14 protein-coding genes are annotated in these 18,898 nt (G+C 44.8%); 4 read left to right on the forward strand and 10 right to left on the reverse strand.

Annotated elements, in window-relative coordinates:
- Positions 1 to 2: 2 nt before the first annotated feature.
- The 5 genes from DRB05_RS09500 to dapE form a co-directional block, all read right to left on the reverse strand.
- The gene (locus DRB05_RS09500) at positions 3 to 5,459 is read right to left on the reverse strand and encodes a non-ribosomal peptide synthetase (protein WP_128726736.1); all 5,457 of its coding nucleotides are present in this window, start codon (positions 5,457 to 5,459) and stop codon (positions 3 to 5) included.
- A gap of 143 nt (positions 5,460 to 5,602) precedes the next feature.
- A complete protein-coding gene (locus DRB05_RS09505) occupies positions 5,603 to 6,337 on the reverse strand; it encodes an alpha/beta fold hydrolase (protein WP_128726737.1) in 735 nt (244 codons plus the stop codon).
- The gene (locus DRB05_RS09510; RefSeq protein ID WP_128726818.1) at positions 6,334 to 6,570 is read right to left on the reverse strand and encodes an MbtH family NRPS accessory protein; all 237 of its coding nucleotides are present in this window, start codon (positions 6,568 to 6,570) and stop codon (positions 6,334 to 6,336) included. Before DRB05_RS09510 ends, DRB05_RS09505 begins: the two co-directional genes overlap by 4 nt.
- Positions 6,571 to 6,885: 315 nt before the next feature.
- The gene (locus tag DRB05_RS09515) at positions 6,886 to 8,511 is read right to left on the reverse strand and encodes a cyclic peptide export ABC transporter (protein WP_128726738.1); all 1,626 of its coding nucleotides are present in this window, start codon (positions 8,509 to 8,511) and stop codon (positions 6,886 to 6,888) included.
- 266 nt (positions 8,512 to 8,777) lie between these two features.
- Positions 8,778 to 9,974: a succinyl-diaminopimelate desuccinylase gene (dapE, locus tag DRB05_RS09520; protein ID WP_128726739.1), complete on the reverse strand. Its 1,197-nt coding sequence runs from the start codon at positions 9,972 to 9,974 to the stop codon at positions 8,778 to 8,780.
- A 320-nt stretch (positions 9,975 to 10,294) separates the two neighbouring features.
- On the opposite strand from dapE, the gene DRB05_RS09525 reads away from it, so the two are divergent.
- Positions 10,295 to 11,056 carry an IucA/IucC family C-terminal-domain containing protein gene (locus DRB05_RS09525; RefSeq protein ID WP_128726740.1) on the forward strand — a complete coding sequence of 254 codons (762 nt, stop codon included), beginning with the start codon at positions 10,295 to 10,297 and terminating at the stop codon, positions 11,054 to 11,056.
- Here the strand turns inward: DRB05_RS09525 and DRB05_RS09530 are convergent.
- The 4 genes from DRB05_RS09530 to DRB05_RS09545 form a co-directional block, all read right to left on the reverse strand.
- On the reverse strand, positions 11,021 to 11,653 hold the full coding sequence (locus tag DRB05_RS09530) for a GNAT family N-acetyltransferase (protein WP_128726741.1): 633 nt from the start codon (positions 11,651 to 11,653) through the stop codon (positions 11,021 to 11,023). The genes DRB05_RS09525 and DRB05_RS09530 overlap by 36 nt on opposite strands.
- Before the next feature lie 349 nt (positions 11,654 to 12,002).
- Positions 12,003 to 12,953, reverse strand: a complete 951-nt coding sequence (locus tag DRB05_RS09535; RefSeq protein WP_128726742.1) for a sensor domain-containing diguanylate cyclase — start codon at positions 12,951 to 12,953, stop codon at positions 12,003 to 12,005.
- Between the two features lie 133 nt (positions 12,954 to 13,086).
- Positions 13,087 to 13,785 carry a DUF3581 family protein gene (locus tag DRB05_RS09540; RefSeq protein ID WP_128726743.1) on the reverse strand — a complete coding sequence of 233 codons (699 nt, stop codon included), beginning with the start codon at positions 13,783 to 13,785 and terminating at the stop codon, positions 13,087 to 13,089.
- Positions 13,786 to 13,962: 177 nt separating this feature from the next.
- Entirely contained in the window at positions 13,963 to 14,601 is a 639-nt protein-coding gene (locus tag DRB05_RS09545) for a cytochrome b/b6 domain-containing protein (RefSeq protein ID WP_128726819.1), read from the reverse strand.
- 173 nt (positions 14,602 to 14,774) lie between these two features.
- Here DRB05_RS09545 and DRB05_RS09550 point away from each other — a divergent pair, with 173 nt between their 5' ends.
- The 3 genes from DRB05_RS09550 (at position 14,775) to DRB05_RS09560 (ending at position 16,626) form a co-directional block, all read left to right on the forward strand.
- Positions 14,775 to 15,632 (forward strand): transporter substrate-binding domain-containing protein, encoded by an 858-nt coding sequence (locus DRB05_RS09550; RefSeq protein ID WP_128726744.1) that lies wholly within the window; start codon positions 14,775 to 14,777, stop codon positions 15,630 to 15,632.
- 75 nt (positions 15,633 to 15,707) lie between these two features.
- The gene (locus DRB05_RS09555) at positions 15,708 to 16,190 is read left to right on the forward strand and encodes a glutathione peroxidase (protein ID WP_128726745.1); all 483 of its coding nucleotides are present in this window, start codon (positions 15,708 to 15,710) and stop codon (positions 16,188 to 16,190) included.
- Positions 16,183 to 16,626: a MarR family transcriptional regulator gene (locus tag DRB05_RS09560; RefSeq protein WP_128726746.1), complete on the forward strand. Its 444-nt coding sequence runs from the start codon at positions 16,183 to 16,185 to the stop codon at positions 16,624 to 16,626. Before DRB05_RS09555 ends, DRB05_RS09560 begins: the two co-directional genes overlap by 8 nt.
- A gap of 97 nt (positions 16,627 to 16,723) precedes the next feature.
- Here the strand turns inward: DRB05_RS09560 and tkt are convergent, their stop codons facing one another.
- Positions 16,724 to 18,718: a transketolase gene (gene tkt / locus DRB05_RS09565; protein ID WP_128726747.1), complete on the reverse strand. Its 1,995-nt coding sequence runs from the start codon at positions 18,716 to 18,718 to the stop codon at positions 16,724 to 16,726.
- Positions 18,719 to 18,898 lie beyond the last annotated feature (180 nt).

Consider the following 18,898-nt stretch of genomic DNA (forward strand, 5'->3'; position numbering starts at 1 on the left):
GCTTAGCTTTCCACTTTAGTGCGTGTTTTTTTCAAGAAGGCTTGGCGCTGGCGTTGACCGCGCGCCGATGCTTTTTTCATCTCTTTGGCAACTGCTTGCTGTGCATTTGCAGCGCCTTCAGGTGTACGTTGTTCAAAGTAAGTGGCCATGGCACTTACGGTTGTCATATGAAACAGTTCTAACATGGTCAATTTACAGCTAAATTCGGCTTCAAGACGTTGCTGAATTTGACCAAACAATAGGGAGTGACCGCCCAAGTCAAAGAAGTTGTCATGCAGGCCAATTTGTTTCGCATCTAGACCTAGCACTTCCGCCCAAATCGCAGCGACTTTCTTTGCTAAGCCGCCTGTTGGTACTTGATGGCTTTCACCACTCCCCCACTGAGGTTCGGGTAAATGATGACGGTCAATTTTGCCATTGGCCGTCACTGGCAAGTTTGCCAATACGGTGATACAGCTCGGAACCATGTAGTCTGGTAGTTTTTGCAGTAAACTTTGCTTCAGTGTTTGCGCGCTTGGTAATACGCCTTGGCCATTCGCCTCAGCGCCAACATAAGCCACTAAATGTGTCCCTGAATGACCATGTTGACCATCCCCATCTTTGGCCAATACAACCGCTTCTTTAATATGTGGGAGTGCCATTAATTGCGCTTCAACTTCACCAAGCTCTATCCGGAAACCACGAATTTTGACTTGATGATCGATACGCCCTAAATATTCCAGTTCATCGCGTTGATTCCAACGAACCAAGTCTCCCGTTCGATATAAGACTTCGCCATCGCTACTGAATGGATTGGCAACAAAGCGCTCTGCGGTCAGGGCTGGACGCCCCAAATAACCACGAGCAACACCACGACCACCCACGTAAAGCTCACCGCTTGCTCCTTGTGGTACAGGATTCAGATCGGCGTCTAAAATATAGGCCTCACGCTCACCAATCGGCTTGCCAATTGGTACAGTGCTAACCTCATGTAGCTCACCCGGCAAACTGATCCATGCCGTTGGTGTAATAATGGTTTCAGTTGGCCCATAGGCGTTGACAATCCGAGGCGCGGAAAACGCCCGATGAGCGTCTTGATAATCTGTGCGGCTAAATTCTTCACCGCCGACAATACAGGTGCGAATTTGTTTACAGTCGTGTAAATGCGGCGTCAAAAGGCGCAAATAGGCGGGCGGTAGATGCAGTGCCGTCACCTTATGCACGTTTATTAATTCACTGACGGCCTCCACATTGAGTTGCGCTTTAGTCGCCAGCACTAACGCCCCTCCTTTGATCAGTGGCGTCATCCACTGCTCACCTGCGGCATCAAAGTTAATCGAAAAGAACTGCAGCTCCGTGTGCTCGCTATCCACTCCGTATACGTCAACCATATTTTGAATATGCATGGACAATGGGCCATGCGTAACGGCAACCCCTTTGGGCAACCCGGTCGAACCTGAGGTGTAAATAACATAAGCCAAGTGCTGGGAGTGTGATGCAATCGTAGGGTTAGTCGTTGCAAAGTCGCCAAGCGCTATATGCTCGTATGCAAGCACAGGGATGTCGTTTTCAGCGTTTGGAATATGCGCCACGAGCGCAGCATTCGTCAGCACCAACTTCACCCCGCTATCCTTCACCATATGAACAAGCCTGTCCTCCGGGTACGTCGGATCGAGTGGCACATAGGCGGCTCCCGCTTTCCAAATCGCAAATAGGGTGACATACATCTCAATACCGCGCTCAAGCGCCATACCAACGCAATCTTCCGGCCCAATACCTCGACTTTTTAAATAGTGCGCGAGCTGGTTGGCTCGTTGATTTAATGCGTCATAACTTACGGTTTGTTGGTTGAAGATAAGCGCGGGCGCATCTGGCGTGCGCTTCACTTGCTGCTCAAACAGTTGATAAATGGTGGAGTCATCCGTTGCAACCGCAGGCCCTTTGGCAACCTGAGTCAACCACGCTTGCTCTGCCGTAGTTTGCACACATAGCTGCGCAAATGGCGTTGCGCCAGACTCAAGCTGGGCATGTAGTAGAGCAACATATTGCTCAGCCATACGCGCTATCGTTTGCGGCAAAAATAGTGCTCTGGGATAAACAAACTCTAGCGCTACTTGATCCTCTTCCAGCTCGTAAGTTTCGAGCGTTAAGTCAAATTGCGGCGCCACTTCTAGCGGCTGCCAAGCCCGAGCTGATAAGTTAGTATCCGTTGCGACCAACGGCTGCCATGCACGAGTATCATGCTCCGTATGGCTAAACATTACCTGGAAAAGCGGATGCGTATCGACGCTACGTTCCGGCGCTAGTGCTTCGACTAGATACTCAAAAGGAACATCTTGATTTGCTTGTGCGCCCAAGACTGCAGTTTTGACTTGCGCCACAATATCTTGCAAACAAACCTGACCCGAAAACTTCGCAGGGATCACTTGGGTATTTACAAAAAAGCCAACTAACTCTTGGAGTTGAGGCAAATGGCGGTTCGCAACTGGTATCCCCACTCGAATGTCATGTTGCCCAGTATGACGATAAAGCAACGCATGAAAACTGGCTAACATCACCATAAATAAGCTGGCGTTTTGTTTGGCCGCTTGGCGACGAAGTTGCTTAACCAGTTGAGCCGGTAAGACGACACTGTGATTTGCACCTAACAGTTGCTTGTTATTTTCAGGAGAGTGCGCTTTATTGACTCGAGGGAAATCTGTGCATAACTGCAAAATAGGTTGCTCATCGCAGGCGAGCTGTGCTTGCCACCACGCTAATTGTGCTTGCGCTGCATCGGAGGTGAGATATGAGCGCTGCCACAAAGAAAAATCTTGATAGGTGATTGCGTCCTCTCGCACTTTACTCGCGCTCAAGGTTCCCAAATAAATATGTGCAAGTTGGTCTAGTAATATTTGCATCGATACGCCATCGGAAACGATGTGATGCATCACTAGGATCAACTGATAGCCTTGCTCACCGAGATTAATTAGCGCCGCGTTGACGACATCCCCTTTAGTTAAATCAAATGCGTATTGACTCACTGTGGCAACCAATTCAGCCAATGCCGAAGCTTGCTGCGGTGCTTCAACATTACTTAAGTCAAATTGTTGCAGCGGCCAATGACCCGTTTTCGCAACCACTTGGATTGCCGTACCGAGTTCATCGGTATCAAAGCGTGTGCGCAGCGCTTGGTGTTCAGCCACCAGAGTATTTAATGCGTTTTGCAAGCGCGTAGCGTCTATATCTGAGTGTAGGTTGATGCGCGCACCAATATTGTAAGCACTGCTATGGGGCTCTAGTTGCCATAAAAACCATAGTCTCGCTTGCGCATGAGACATTGGAACGGCCTGCTCAACTCCATACTCATTGGCAATAATGGAATTGATTGATGACACGTCGGAAGCTTCTTTAGCCACCAGCTGTTGACGTTGTGACGCGGCCAAAATAGCATCGGCTTGCTCGCCTAAGCGCAAACAATGAAATATTTCTGTAGGATCAAACTTCACTTGCCAGTGCTGCTCAATGGCGTGAATTAACTGCACCGCTTTTAACGAATTACCGCCTTCTGCTAGAAAGTGTGCGTCGCGACTAAAATCACTCTTACGGTTGAGCACGGCTTGCCAGATATTGGCCAGTGCTTGCTCGTGTTCTGATAAAGGTGCTGGGGCCAAAGTATCTGCCAGTGTTTGACCACGCACCAGCTGATTATGAGCATAAATCGCATAAGCCTTATCAGCATTATCTTCTGACAGTTCCGCAGCAGCACTCAGTTCAGCGGCTTGCGTCCACATTTGCTTGCAGGCGCTACGCTGCAATTTGCCACTGGACGTTTTTGGCAAGCTTGCAGGTTGCATCATCAAAACGCCTGTGACGGACTCATCACAATATTCTGCAACGATTTCCTTTAAGCGATTAACCAACAACTGCGGACTCACTTGGCGCTGAACCTTGCGCGCAATTTCTAGGGCCACGCCAACGCCTTCGCTATGGTTATCCGTGGCTGCAAATACCGCGATCCGACCTTTACGGGCGAACTCAAATTCTGCTTCGATAATTTTTTCAATATCCTGAGGGTAAATATTGCGACCATGAGAAATGATCAAATCCTTGATGCGGCCAACAATGTATAGTTGATTATCTTGCCACACTCCTAAGTCCCCGGTGCGAAGCCAGCGCGCTTGCTCATGTTCTACAAAGGTGTCAGCCGTTGCAGCTGGGTTTTGCCAATAGCCCTGAGCAATACTCGGCCCCGATACCCAAATTTCACCCACATGTCCTGCCGGCAATGCCGCCTTGGTCGTGCTGTCAGTGATCCGTATACTATGATGTGAAGCAGGTACGCCACAGGCTACCTGTTTTACGCCGTGCTCAGCTTGTTGTGCGATACCTTGTGCAAGTGAGGCAGCAGAAAGTGACTGTACCATTAGGCCAGATTGTCTTTTTGGCCCAGTAACAAATAAGGTTGCTTCAGCCAATCCATAACAAGGGTATATGGCTTGAGGATTAAAACCTGCAGGCGTGGCTTGTGCAAAAAAGCTATCAAGCGTATCAACCCTTACAGGCTCTGCGCCACTAAAGGCCACTTGCCAAGAAGACAGATCCAAATTCGCCATTGCGCTTGGTCTTATCCTTTCAACACACAAGCGATAACCAAAATCTGGACCACCGCTTGACGTACCTCGGTGTCTAGCAATTGCTTCAAGCCAGCGAATTGGTTTTTCAAGGAAGTAGCGAGGCGACATCAAGACACATTTTGAGCCATTGAATAAAGGCAAAATCAAGCCAGCCATTAATCCCATATCGTGGTACAGAGGCAACCAAGACACCACAACCTCGTCAGCTATCACCCCACTCCCTTCGCTGATGGCAATTTCATTTGCAATCAAATTACCGTGACTCACCATAACGCCCTTTGGTGCTGCCGTTGAGCCTGAGGTATATTGTAGAAATGCCAACTCTTGTGGTTGTGGCGTATGCGCTTGCCAGTAGGTATTCTCTTGATAATTTAACTGGTCAACAAACATTAAACTTGCAGCATTCAGACCGCTGTTGCTCATTTCTTGTTTGGCTAGTTCAACTAACTGATGATCTGCAGAATGCGCTAAAATAGCGGTTGCTTGACAATTTAACGCAATCCCAACAACGCGCTGAATATGCTGAGAACGTGAAGATTCGGGAACAAATAAAGGGACCGCGATAAGACCTGCATAAAGGCATGCGAAGAAGCTGATAACATAGTGCTCATTGTTATCTAGCATCAACAGCACGCGATCACCTTGACGACACTGTAGCTGCAGCTCGGCCGCTAGTCTTTTAATCTGTATATCTAATTCACCATAGGTAAATGAGCGCTCATCCAGCACACCTTCTTTGTCACTAACGACCACCAGCGCGGTTTTATCCGCTTGGATCTGGGCAAGGTGTTGTAAACGCTCAACCATGCTGTGGGGCGTCTCGCCCGTGAGATACGGGTTTAGTTGTAATGGCTTGTGTTGCATATTGCAGCTCTACCTCAATTTTTCTAAATGGGCTCGCGACTAGAGACAAGATTAAAAAGCGAACCGACTAAACAATTAATGTCACCAAGTGTTTAATGCTGTGTGATAACCCAAGTCCTCAAGTGCAGCGCTTGGTTTTACTCTCAACAACTGACCAAAGAAGCCGCTGATGCATTGTTGCGACTCAATGTTTGCTCAAGCGCAGACAACACTGAGGCTTGGGCACTGTGAATATAAAAATGCCCACCAGCGAAACCTTGTTGCGATAATGGATGACGGGCGTGCTGCTGCCAGGCCAGCACTTCGCTAACACTGATTAAGTCATCGTGGCCATAAAAAGTGGTTACCGGCACGGTTATTCGCGAAGGGCTCGGTGGCGTAAACGAGCGCAATGCGCGATAATCAGCGGCCAGCACCTCAAGCGTCATCTGCAATAAATCAGCATTGTCAAATAGCATGTCTGGCGTTCCTCCCTGCGCTCGCAATTCAGTAATGAGCGCTTGCCTATCGTTAGGCTCTGGGTAGCGCTCGGGATGAATAAACTGTGGCGCAGGACACGCCGATAGCATCAAGGTCTTAGGCAAAGGTAAATTCTGCTGTTGCAACTGCAGTGTTACGCCATAGGCAAGCAAAGCTCCCATGCTATGGCCAAAAAAAGCATAATCACCGGTCATCTCATGCTGATAACATTGGAGGATCGCATTCACTTGTTCGCGATAGTTTTCGACTTTCGGTTCATCTAACCTTGGGCCTCTCCCTGCAAGCTCAATGGGTACTAACTTTATCCAGCTAGGTAATTGCCGACTCCAACGTAAGTACATGGAGGCACTCGCCCCAGCACAAGGCAGGCACAGCAGCTTGATGCTTGGCGTGCTCACGCGTCACCTTGTTGCGCTTGCTCAGCCATCCACTGACGCAAAGAGGCAGGACGCATATCGGTCCAGTGCTCGTTAATGTAGTTTTGCACGTGGGCCTTATCGCCCTGAACGCCAGCTACGGCTTGCCAACCTGCAGGTACTGCTTTCCACTCGGGCCAAATTGAATATTGTTCTTCTTGATTAATAAGCACGATGAAGGTTTCATCTTCGCGGTCAAAACAGCTCACAGACATGACATCTCCTGATAAATATTGCACTGCTACTAGAGGCAGTTGGTTTACATTCTGATGAGATTGGGTAGCCATGAGGTATGTATCTCCGTGCTACCGTCTCAACATGCCAATAAATTTGGCGATATTGCCTCTGTAGACGAATAGAAATGCGAATTGTTTAAAGAAAAAAGCGCCTATATTCTGATTTTTTACCAGTGCAGATAATTGAACGCGTATAGGAGGGGGGGTTGCGGACTGAATATGCTTAACTGCCAGGCTGTTATCAAGTTGAACGCAGTGGCAGTGTCAACTGGCACTGCGCTCAACTTTAACCACTCAGGCTATTTTTGCAGCGGCCTCTTCACGCTGATAAAGTTGGCCGTGTTCCATCCGCAATAGTCGATCGGCACAGTCAAAATACTTATCGTCATGAGAGATAACCAACAGCGTTTTACCCTGCGCTTTAAGCTCAGGTAATAACTGGCGATAAAACACCTCTTTAAATATAGGATCTTGATCCGCCGCCCATTCATCAAAGACCAAAAACGGACGCTGCTCTAAATGGGCAACCACCATTGCCAAGCGTTTTCTTTGCCCCTGAGATAACGCACGCGTTGAAAATGCGCCGTTGGCGACATGCACTTTACGATTAAGTTGGAGCTTTTCTAGCAATGAGTTTGCAGCCGCATCTAATTCAGCCGAAGGGATATCCAGTAACTCTTCAAACAAATAAAAATCAGAGAAAATTGCGGTGAAAAGCTGCCTATACTCATCTAGATCTTCTGGGTTAATGGTTTTGCCATCTAAGCGAAGTTGACCAGTATTACTCTTGTATAATCCGACCAACATCTTAGCCAGCGTGGTTTTGCCACTGCCATTACCGCCAACCAAAAAGACAATTTCCCCCGGTTTAAACGATAAATCGATAGGCCCAAGTGTGAATAAATCATCAGAAGGTTCATGATAAAACTGGTGTGTTAATCCGCTTAATTCAAGCTGCTTAAACGAAGATGTCGCATTCGGTAAGTGCTTTTCTTTCGCTCCTTCGGATAAATGCGCGGTGACAGCTTCAATGCGCTCAGCTGATGCTTTCGCTATATTGGCCGCGGGCAGAGCCTTTAGTAAATTCTCTAAAGGCGCAATCATGTATATAAAGACCAACGCAAAGCCCGTTAGTATTTGAGTGCGCTGCGCTGAGTCTGCTACCAGCGCGAACAAAACCGCGCCAATAAATGCGTAGATTAAGAAATTTCCCCAAGCGGTAGAAATAACAAAGACAGACATGCCCACCGTCCGTTGCTTACGTACAGACTCAATAGAGTCTCCAAGCACGTTATCTGCAAATCGCTTTCTTTTACCAGCATGTAAGCGTAGCTCTTTGGCACCGTCAACCAAAGCACTAAAGTGTCCAAACAAGCGATCTTGCTCTTTTGCGGCACCATTTAAATAGCCAATGGCCTTGAGATGAACCAAGTGATAACCAATAGAACCTAAGCCCAAGACCACCAGCGCCATCACAAATACATCCATCGATAACCAAGCGATATAAGCCATACAGCCTATTACAATAATACCGTTGACGACGATCACCGGTAACCGGACGAAAAACTCGGCAACTTTTAAGCAGTGTTCAGACAGCGCTGATTGCACCTTGGCTCCACCCACTTCTTCAAGTTGGCGATAATCTGCTTGCAGCACCTTGTCTGAAATATGTCTTCTCAGCACAGCGTGCGCCTGTTGGCTCAATCGCTCAAACAATGTTGAAGCCACCACCTGAAAAAACAACACAGCCACCACCAAGGCGACAAAAATACCAAAAAATTGATTGGCTTCTTGTTGTGATGAATTCAATACATTATTAATTTGCGTGAGTAACAATACGGCACACATACCGCAGATTGCACTCGTGAATACAGCCGCACCTAACAGCCATTTTGATTGACGAATTAAATACCCAAGCACACGATTTCCTCATAATTCAATTACTGAGTCTGATAGCAACAAGACGAAGCACTTATAAAGTTGTTTAACGAAAGTCTAAAAAAAACTAAATTTATACCAATTTACCTAAATGTTAAGGCAAGAAAACCTTATCGATAGTCCGGCCTAAACTTTGCTATTTAGTTGTTCTAAATGATAAATTTTTAACACAGATCGCGTCAGGTTTACTCCCTCAAATTGAGCAAGTATGAAGTCAAACTGGTATTGTCTGCCTGACAGCGAGCAACTTACTCACCAGCGGGCAAGTTAAGGTGTTGCTTAGCGCCAAAAAAATCACTGAGCACCGTTAAATAAATCTGCTCGATTTCCAGTAAGTCATTTATGGGTAAACACTCATTGGCTTGGTGTATCGTGTCGTTTTTAACACCACATTCAATCGTTTGGGTGTGGCCATTGGCAAAAAAACGCCCATCAGACGTGCCTCCAGCGGTGTTTACTATGGGGTATCTCGCAGTACACTGCACGATGGCGTTTTCCACTAGGTTTAAGAACGAATTTTCCATATCTGCACTGGTATAGTACGGGTTACATGCCCTTGACCAATCTAGACTCAGGTTGTCTTTAAATCTTGCTAAGTGATTTTCGATAATGCCGATGATCTCTTGATTACTATACCCATGGCTGTATCTAATATTGAAATTAACCTGGCACGCTTCAGGTACGATATTATCCACATCAGTCGTCGTATTGACGCCCGTGACTTGAAGGGTTGTTTTGACATCTGGTTGGTCTTTTTGCCACTTTAAACCGCACAGTGTCGCCACTATTTTACCCGCGATATGCGCCGCATTGACCGTTTGTTCGGGATAAGCGACATGACCTGCTTTCCCTTCAATTTTTATGGCACCTGAGATTGAGCCGCGGCGACCATTTCGGATCACATCACCTACTCGATTGTGCGACGTAGGCTCTCCAACAAGGCAAGCGTCAATCGTTACACCATCTTGACTGAGTCGCTCAACTATTCGCTTGGTACCAAATTCAGCTTCCCCCTCTTCATCGGATGTCAGCAACCAATAGAAAGTGCCTTTAAGCTTTTGCTTCGAAGCCAGTAAGACTCGTGTGGCACTCAGCATGGCAGCAATGCCCCCTTTCATATCGGACACGCCCCTGCCATAAATAACATCGTTTACGACAGTCGCTTTAAATGGATCGGAATGCCAATGCTCCTGCTCAGCGGGGACAACATCAACATGACCAGAGAATGCAAAACTTGGCCCTTCAGAAAAAACCTGCTTGGCTATAAGGTTACGCACTCCATTTTCTTCAAACCATGAGGCTTCAAACCCGAGTTCCTCAAGATATCGAGCGATTGTTAAAATCAACCCAGCATCACAAGGCGTCACCGACGGCGCTGCAATGAACTCCTGTAAAAGACTTATAGAGGTACTTATTTGGGTTATTTTTTTAGTTAGTTCTTGCATGTAGAGCCTAGTTCCCAAGCCGAATATTTGTTTTTGTTGCACACCACTTTTAGGCAGCAACCACGACACTCAGACTAGTGACGAAACTAAACTAAATTTTTTTACATAAGATTATTGATTTGTCGGCGTTCGGTATTTTTTACCCCGCCAAAACATCTAATTTGACCATTAACTGCATTTTTCTAGCGCCATTTTTGGTAGATAACAACCGAACAAAATAAGTACTAAGGTAATGTGGCATTTTGAGACTAAAAAACGGTATTAAATTAATGAAGTTGCGCTTCGTCATTAACCATAAACCTCTATAGCTGTTCGTTTCAATGCTGCCGAATTTAGTGCCTTTTTTTAAGCCACCTTATGATACATATGCACAAGGTGTTGACCTCAACCCTTTACGATCTACTGCGACTTTTTCTGAGTTATTAGAGTCACCACATTTTATCGACCATGTAGCTCGTTTTAGCCTAGAAAAAGGCGTAACGAAATCAAGGGCTCAAGCCTCCGTGTGGCATATGTATTACACCTTCAATATTTTCCCAAGCATCATTGTGAGCCATTCGTTATTGCTAACACCATTGCCACTAAAGCTTTGCGAGTTGAGCTACCACCCTGAGCAGCTCAGCATTTTATTGCCTCATCAAGGCAAAGCACTCGTAAACAGTGACACAGAAACACGCTATCACGATTTATTATTCAATCACTTATCACCGCTTCACGACCTGCTACATCAAGCTTTTGGCGTAAAAGAGCGGACGCTATGGAGTAATTGCTTTTATCGCTTGAATGACTTTTTCGATATTATTATGGGGCTTGTGGGTGCGCATCCAACATTGCTTGAAGATAAACAAATATTGACTAAATCCTCCCACTTTGGGGCGCTAAATAATCCGCTAAAGTTTGCCGAAATAGTCGCGCATGATCCGAGTGGCAAGTATCAAATCCGTCCTGAATGCTGCCTTCTACACAACCGAGAAAATGGCAATTACTGCCGCGACTGTCCCAAACACAAGCACAATGTGGTGCAAAGAAAAGCCGCGTTAAGTAACCTAAGCAAACTGAGGAAAAACGTCTCGATAGAATGAAGCTTTCTCAGCCATCACTAACGCAGCACGCTTATGAGGAAAATCAAATTCAAACTGGCTATGATAGCCAAGTTCTGCAATGCGAGTGAGTAACCTTGCATTATCATGGCGAGGCTCTAGTACAATGCGCTGAGTATCTTCATGCCCTAAATAAATAAGGTGACTTAAACTGGTCATCCAAGCACGAAAATTTTCGGGACCTCTGCATGATTGCTCGCCAACTAATAAATGGATGCCTCTATCTTTGGGCTGCCACTCATAATAACCAGCTAACTTATCTAACTCAGCCCAATAGACTTCAACATAGCCAAATGGCTGTTCATCAAAATACATGATAAGCGGCAAACTATAGTTGTCGGCTAAGCGTTCGCTAAGATACTGCCACTGCTTTTCTTCTGACCACGCCTGCTGCCAAAAATGTGCAACTCGAGGATCGTTCATCCACTGACAAAATAATGGTAAATCCGCTTTTGAGATCAACTTAAAGCGCACAGTCTTATTGAGCTGTGAGTTGTAATACGAGGCGAGCTCTGTACCTTGCTGCACGGTTTTGCCGGCACAAGGAAATTGCTGCCACAAAGGATGAATTGAATACATACTCTTCCATTTAAATTATACAAACGACCGTCATTAAAGCGACAAAGTGCGTTTGAAAAACCTTAATTAAATTATCTATTTTGAGGCGAGAAAATCTTGTCAATAACACCACTATCGCATCCTGCTATCGCCAAAGTACCTACATCTATGTAGACAAAGCAAAAATTTCTTATTTAGTTGCGCTGAAAAAGAAATTTTTAACGCTGTTAGCGTCAGGTTCGTAGCTTCAAATTGAGCAAGTATTATGACAAATTGGTATTAATAACAGAGCCATGAGATCACATGTACTCTGCTTAGTGGACGATGACTAAGGGAATTAATTTAAGGAAAGCACTATTTTGTCGGCAATCTAGGTCATTTTTTTCTGGTACATATGTTTGTCCGCTCGAGCAAATAAGCTAGCCATACTTTCGAACTTATTATCGCTCTTGGCAAACCCAGCTGAAAAACCACACTTGGGGAGTTTTTTCTCTTTTAACGCTTGATAGAAATTAGCCTCACTTTGAAAAATAAAGTCGTTTACTTCCTCTTCATTATCTCGTTGTACAATAGCCAAGAACTCATCACCGCCATAGCGCCCGATAATATCATCTTCGCCGCTTGTGGCCCTCAACGCTTCAGCCAAGCTTTGTAACACTTGATCACCAATCTTATGACCATAGCTGTCATTTATTGGTTTAAAACCATCTAAATCAAGAAAGATACAGTAAATAGCTCCGCCAAGTTTTAAGACAATATCACGCTTATGTTCACCGAGTATTTCGGTCGCGCGACGATTCAACACTTCAGTCAACGGGTCTTGCATTGCAATAGCTTTGATTTTGCTATAACGCTCAATCATCACCAAATCATCTTCTAGCATATCGCGTAAGTGCTCTATAAACTCGACCAACGAAGCGTTGTAATTTGTAGGCTTAAAATCCATCACACACAAAGTGCCAAACGACTTCCCATTGGGCCAGTGGATAGGTACGCCCAAGTATGACTCAAAACCATCATCGGCAACCTCAGGGTTATCGTCCCATTGATAGTTCGCACTAGCATTTTGCTCATATAAATTACGGTTATTAGCAACAACATGCTTGCAGAAAATATTGGTTTCTTGCGGTATAAAACCACCAGCAGGATACGGATTTTCTTCTTGGTTGCTTGCAATCATCACTGCAAAACCATCTTCTTTTTTTTGCACTACAAACGCAGCAGGCGCCGAAAAAATCTTTGCCATTAAATCGACCGTTTTTTGCCATTTTAATAATGTTTGTTGCGAGGACTCTGGTTTGAGCAAGTCTGCATAGGGCACAGTGATACCATTTCGTTCAATTACAATGTTATCTAAACAGTATAGCGAACAGCTGAAAAGAGGATGAATTATTGTTTAAAAAGAAAGCTGTATAAACAGCACGCTGACCGGTAAATCAGCGTGTACTACAAAATTATGGCTTTAATGCTACTTTTCTATCGTTGTAATAAGCAATCAAATCATCAACGGTTTGCTGACAATACTCACGGATCCCTGAAACTAACATGTGCTTTTCACCATAGCCGACTTTAGTGCCGTTAGACAGCAAGTTAAAACGCAGGTTGATCTTGCCACGTTTGCCTTCATAGCTAAACTCTGGCTTAGCTGCTTCCAATGTTACTTCCGATACCGATATATCATCCATATGGATAGACATAGATTCGTAAATCACCATTGGCCTTGCAGGATTGATCATTACTTCTTGCTCACCCATCAATGGGATGATCACATGAGGAAAGGTAGTGCCTGAAAATTCAACGTAATTTCTCGTCAAACTATTGATGAGTGTTGGACAAGTGCTAGTTTCGCCAGTGCGCGACACAGACAGCATCACTTTATCATTTGCGGTAATATCAAATTGTGCAGCACCATCTGGCAATACGAGCTTTGTCGTTTCGTCCACCATGCCCACAAAGCTAAACTCCATATTTTCGCTTAAGCCGTAGTGCTTTAACACTAAGGAGAAAAGTAGATCACCCGGTACACAAAACTTCTTTGCATCGATGTCGTGCAATGGGTTGTAATCGTCCGCGACTCCTTTTGCAAACAAGCTCCCCTGTTCTCTGGTAATGGTGATTTCATTTGCTTGTTGTTGATAATACGGCTCTAACATCGCTACTTTTCTCTAACCTCTATGATAAAACTGCGCCATGTTACCAGAATTTTCTGAAATAGAGGTCATATCTGTTACGATAATCTGTTAACAAATATTACACTAGCCGGACTTGGTATTAAAAGTGAGTGAGGTTATTGAAAACAATAACCTCGCTCACTTTTGTTTAGAGTAGAGTTACATTAACCCTTGTAATGGCTCGGCGCCCCACGTAAAGAGTAATAAAGCTGAAAGTGCAATAAAGATAAGGTATGCAACAACACCCGATTTCATAACAGGCGTGCTGACTGCATTTTCTTGCTTACCAGTAACTAACGTCTTTACTAGGTTTTGACCTTTTAGGCGATACACCACAATAGCAAATATATGCAGTGCAATGGCCGCGATTAACAGCTCAATATTGGTGTGATGTATATCATCTGCTAATTCAACTAAGTCGTAAGATACATATTGTGCAAGCGGTCCTTCCACCAAAATATCATCGGTTGTCATCAAGCCAGATACGAGCTGTACAAGGATCAGCACAAAAAATAGTAGCACCATCAAACTGCCTGCGGGGTTATGCCCTACATGACTTTGTTTTGATTTAATGGCCGATAAAATCGCTTTAGGTGAATGAAATAAAGCGCTTAATTTAGCGGTTTGGCTACCAATGACACCCCAAATTAATCGCGTTGCCATCAGTGCTAGCACTAAATAGCCAGTAACAAAGTGAAGATCCATCATGCCTTCTTCACCGGTAATATATAAGGTTACTAGTCCTGCTACGAGCAGCCAGTGAAACCCGCGGATAAATCCATCCCACACTTTGGTCATCATTTATTTGCCCCATAGGTAAAAATCATTGCAATGATGACAGGTTATAAAACTCAGCACAAAGAGTTAAGGTTAAATAACCGCTTATCTTGATATAGCACCCAATTTTGAATGCTAATTAAGCATAATGTTCTATAGTAAACAGGAGTCAGCTTTACTTAGTTGGAGCAATAATGAAATATTTACTGCTAATGCTGCTGTTGTTTTGTGTCTGCTGCGACGCAAAAATATTGCTGATCTCGAATGAGCCTGCCGATGAGCAAAGACTTTTTACCAAACAACCCCATAGTTTAGAGTCCGATACCAACAACTTGCTTTTAAACCAGTTCGGCCGAGATTACTTCGATTTTAACATTGTCACCCCAGCCGAACTCAACCAATTGCTGGCAAGTGAAGACCCAGTGTGCGCAGTGTCTCGCCTAAAAACCCCAAGCCGCCAGCAAGCCTTCTTGTTTACCATCCCCATTCACCTCTATCCAAGCCATAGATTATATTACTTCAAGCAACGCACTCCTATTGATGCCAGCCTTGTGAACAGCACCGGTAAGCTGACGTCGCTTGCAAGCTTAATGGCTTACTATCCTCAAGCCACCATCATCAAGGAGATCGGCAAGTCTTACGGTAATACCATTGACTCCGCATTAGCGCTGCTTGACCCAAAAAATGTTGCCACCAAACCATATAAAACGTCAGCACAAACCATTATGGAACACTTCAGCGCAGGAAGGGTCGACTTTATATTAGCCTACCCCGCTATTTTTCAGCAAAGCTTTCCTAAGGACAAAGCCCATCAAGTGGGGTCATTACCAATAGCAAATAATCTTCCTCACCTGGAGGGCCATATCGCTTGCAGCCATACCCAAGAAACCCAAGCATTTATCGAAAAGGCCAATCACATGATCCGTGCACTTTACTCCACTAATACCTACCTCAACACACACTTAAAATATCTCCCTAAACAAGATCACGCTTTGATCACCAGACGACTTGCGATGCTAAACGCCAAGTATCAACGTACTGCAGCAAAATAATCTCAACAGCTATTGCACAAAGGTCATACCTGGTTTAAATTAAATCGCACACGATTAAATCACAAGAGATTAAAAATGACGACGCTATATCAGTTTGAAGCAAACACATTACAAGGTCAGACATATCACTTTACCGACTTACAAGGTAAAGTTGTGCTTATTGTTAACACGGCCAGTGAGTGTGGATTAACCCCACAATACGAAGGGCTACAAAAATTACATCAAAAATATGCGGACCAAGGCCTTGTTATCATCGGCTTTCCCTGCAACCAGTTTGGTAAACAAGAGCCTGGTGATGCAAAACAAATTCAACAAGGCTGTTTAATCAACTATGGTGTCGATTTTCAGATGATGGAAAAGATAGAAGTTAATGGCGACAACACACACCCACTTTATCAATACCTAAAATCTGCACTTCCAGGGCTATTTGGTAATAAAATCAAGTGGAACTTCACTAAGTTTTTATTCAACCAACAGGGTGAACCGATTAAGCGCTATGCTCCAATCACCAAACCAGAACAAATAGCCAAAGATATTGAAAAGTTATTAAATGAGTAAATCTAATCCGCAGCTCAACCTCGATCATCAGATCTGCTTTCGGCTATATAGTGCATCAAGACAGGTTACCCGACTCTACCAGCCGTTACTCAAAGAGATTGGGCTCACGTACCCGCAATATATAGTGTTATTGATTTTATGGGAGCAAGATGGACTGCTCGTGAAAGAAATAGGCGAGCGAGCTGAACTCAATAGCAACACCTTAACACCGCTTCTTAAGCGATTAGCAGAACGAGGTCTAGTTACCCGCAGCAAAAACCCTGATGACGAACGGCAAACCTTCATTTACTTAACTGAAGCAGGTAAAGCACTGGAGCAATCATGCACATGTATCCCAGCACAAATGATGGCAAAAGCGGGCTTAAATATGGTGCAAGTTCAACAGTTAAAGCAGTCTCTTGATATGTTATTAAAATCCAGCGCTGCAACACCATAAGAAAAAGCAAAACACAGCAAAGCTCAATAGTGCTTAATTTGAGCATTCAAGCATAAAAAAACCCATGCATAGCATGGGTTTTTTCTCTTTCACTTGATTATGCAAACAATGCGTTTGCTTTTTCAACGATATTTTCTACCGTAAAGCCAAATAGCTTGAATAGCTCATCAGCAGGCGCTGACTCACCAAACGTTGTCATACCAACGATCGCACCATTTAGGCCTACATATTTGTACCAGAAGTCCTCGATACCCGCTTCGATAGCGACGCGACGCGTTACTGAGCTTGGTAGTACACTTTCTTTGTATTCAGGAGATTGCGCATCAAAAATGTCAGTTGAAGGCATAGACACAACACGTACCTTTTTACCTTCTGCACGAAGCTTATCCGCAGACTCAACCGCAAGTTGCACTTCAGAACCTGTCGCAATAAGAATAATTTCAGGCTCACCATCACAAGATAGCACATAACCACCTTGCTTAATTGCTGCAACCTGCTCAGCGGTACGTGGCTGCTGCGCAAGACCTTGACGAGTAAATACAAGTGCAGATGGACCATCAGCGCGTTCAACCGCTTGCTGCCAAGCAACTGCTGACTCAACTTGGTCACATGGACGCCAGCTCGCTAGGTTTGGCGTAGTGCGTAAGTTCGCCATTTGTTCTACTGGTTGGTGCGTTGGACCGTCTTCACCAAGACCGATTGAATCATGGGTATACACAAAGATACTTCTTTGCTTCATCAATGCAGCCATACGTACGGCATTACGTGCGTATTCCATAAACATTAGGAATGTCGCACCGTAAGGGATAAAACCTCTGTGCAATGCAATACCATTCATGATGGCAGACATACCAAACTCGCGCACACCGTAGAAGATATAGTTACCCGCAGCATCTTCTGCCGTTAAGCCTTTAGATTGATCCCAAAGTGTCAAGTTAGAACCCGCAAGGTCAGCAGAGCCACCCATAAACTCAGGTAGAATTGGACCATAGGCATTCAATGCATTTTGTGATGCTTTACGTGTTGCAGGGTTTGCAGGATTCGCTTGAAGCTCTGCAATATACGCTTCAGTTTTCTCTGACCAATCTGCTGGAAGTTCGCCTTTCATGCGACGCTCAAATTCAGCAGCAAGCTCAGGATAATGCATTTGGTATTCAGTGAACTTAATCAACCAGTCACTTTGTTGATTTTGACCACGTGCTGTTGCGTCCCATTTAGCGTACACATCTTCTGGTATTTCAAATGCACCGTGTTCCCAACCAAGGAATTCACGAGCAGCTTTGATTTCATCCTCGCCCAGTGGTGCACCGTGACAATCATGGCTACCTGATTTATTTGGTGAACCATAACCAATAACCGTTTTACAACAAATAAGCGTTGGCTTGTCAGACTCTGCTTGCGCCGCTTCGATTGCAGCTTTAATCGCATCGCTATCGTGGCCATCAACACCGGCGATAACATGCCAGCCATAAGACTCAAAGCGTTTTGGTGTATCGTCGCTAAACCAACCTTCAACTTCACCGTCGATTGAAATGCCGTTGTCATCCCAAAATGCAATCAGTTTGCCAAGACCAAGCGTACCCGCAAGTGAACAAGCTTCGTGTGAGATACCTTCCATCAAACAGCCATCACCTAAGAATGTATAGGTATAGTGGTTAACGATGTCGTAATCTTCACGGTTAAACTGTGCAGCCAATGCTTTTTCAGCAATCGCCATACCTACCGCATTAGTAATACCCTGACCTAATGGGCCTGTAGTCGTTTCAATACCTGGCGCGTAACCATATTCTGGGTGGCCTGGTGTTTTTGAATGTAGCTGACGAAAGTTTTTGATGTCATCAATTGATAAGTCATAACCCGACAAATGCAACAATGAATAAATTAACATTGAGCCGTGACCGTTTGACAATACAAAGCGATCTCTGTCGAACCACTCAGGGTTACTTGGGTTGTGCTTTAAAAAATCGCGCCAAAGTACTTCTGCGATGTCCGCCATGCCCATCGGGGCTCCTGGGTGGCCAGACTTGGCCTTTTGTACAGCGTCCATGGAAAGAACGCGAATTGCATTAGCAAGTTCTTTGCGAGATGGCATGAATTCTCCTACCTTTAAATGTGTTTCGCGGGGTTTGAGCCCATTCTTACTTATTTATATGGCTAACTGCAACGGCAAAGGCCATAAAAAAACGGGTACAGACAGACTTTTTCCGACCAATAAAAAAGTTTGCACAATTTTGGACGTCTAGGCGTAAAATAACTAGTCAATGCCTAGGTT

The organism is Pseudoalteromonas sp. A757 (assembly GCF_004103285.1).
GTDB classification, from domain to species: Bacteria; Pseudomonadota; Gammaproteobacteria; order Enterobacterales; family Alteromonadaceae; genus Pseudoalteromonas; species Pseudoalteromonas galatheae.

What these genes read in the sequence shown, in the direction of transcription:
- DRB05_RS09560 (WP_128726746.1), top strand. Translation starts at nt 16,183, where the DNA reads ATGAGTAAATCTAATCCGCAGCTCAACCTCGATCATCAGATCTGCTTT.
- dapE (WP_128726739.1), bottom strand. Translation starts at nt 9,974, where the DNA reads ATGCAAGAACTAACTAAAAAAATAACCCAAATAAGTACCTCTATAAGT.
- DRB05_RS09525 (WP_128726740.1), top strand. Translation starts at nt 10,295, where the DNA reads ATGCTGCCGAATTTAGTGCCTTTTTTTAAGCCACCTTATGATACATAT.
- DRB05_RS09550 (WP_128726744.1), top strand. Translation starts at nt 14,775, where the DNA reads ATGAAATATTTACTGCTAATGCTGCTGTTGTTTTGTGTCTGCTGCGAC.
- DRB05_RS09555 (WP_128726745.1), top strand. Translation starts at nt 15,708, where the DNA reads ATGACGACGCTATATCAGTTTGAAGCAAACACATTACAAGGTCAGACA.
- DRB05_RS09530 (WP_128726741.1), bottom strand. Translation starts at nt 11,653, where the DNA reads ATGTATTCAATTCATCCTTTGTGGCAGCAATTTCCTTGTGCCGGCAAA.
- DRB05_RS09510 (WP_128726818.1), bottom strand. Translation starts at nt 6,570, where the DNA reads ATGTCTGTGAGCTGTTTTGACCGCGAAGATGAAACCTTCATCGTGCTT.
- DRB05_RS09500 (WP_128726736.1), bottom strand. Translation starts at nt 5,459, where the DNA reads ATGCAACACAAGCCATTACAACTAAACCCGTATCTCACGGGCGAGACG.
- DRB05_RS09540 (WP_128726743.1), bottom strand. Translation starts at nt 13,785, where the DNA reads ATGTTAGAGCCGTATTATCAACAACAAGCAAATGAAATCACCATTACC.
- tkt (WP_128726747.1), bottom strand. Translation starts at nt 18,718, where the DNA reads ATGCCATCTCGCAAAGAACTTGCTAATGCAATTCGCGTTCTTTCCATG.
- DRB05_RS09545 (WP_128726819.1), bottom strand. Translation starts at nt 14,601, where the DNA reads ATGACCAAAGTGTGGGATGGATTTATCCGCGGGTTTCACTGGCTGCTC.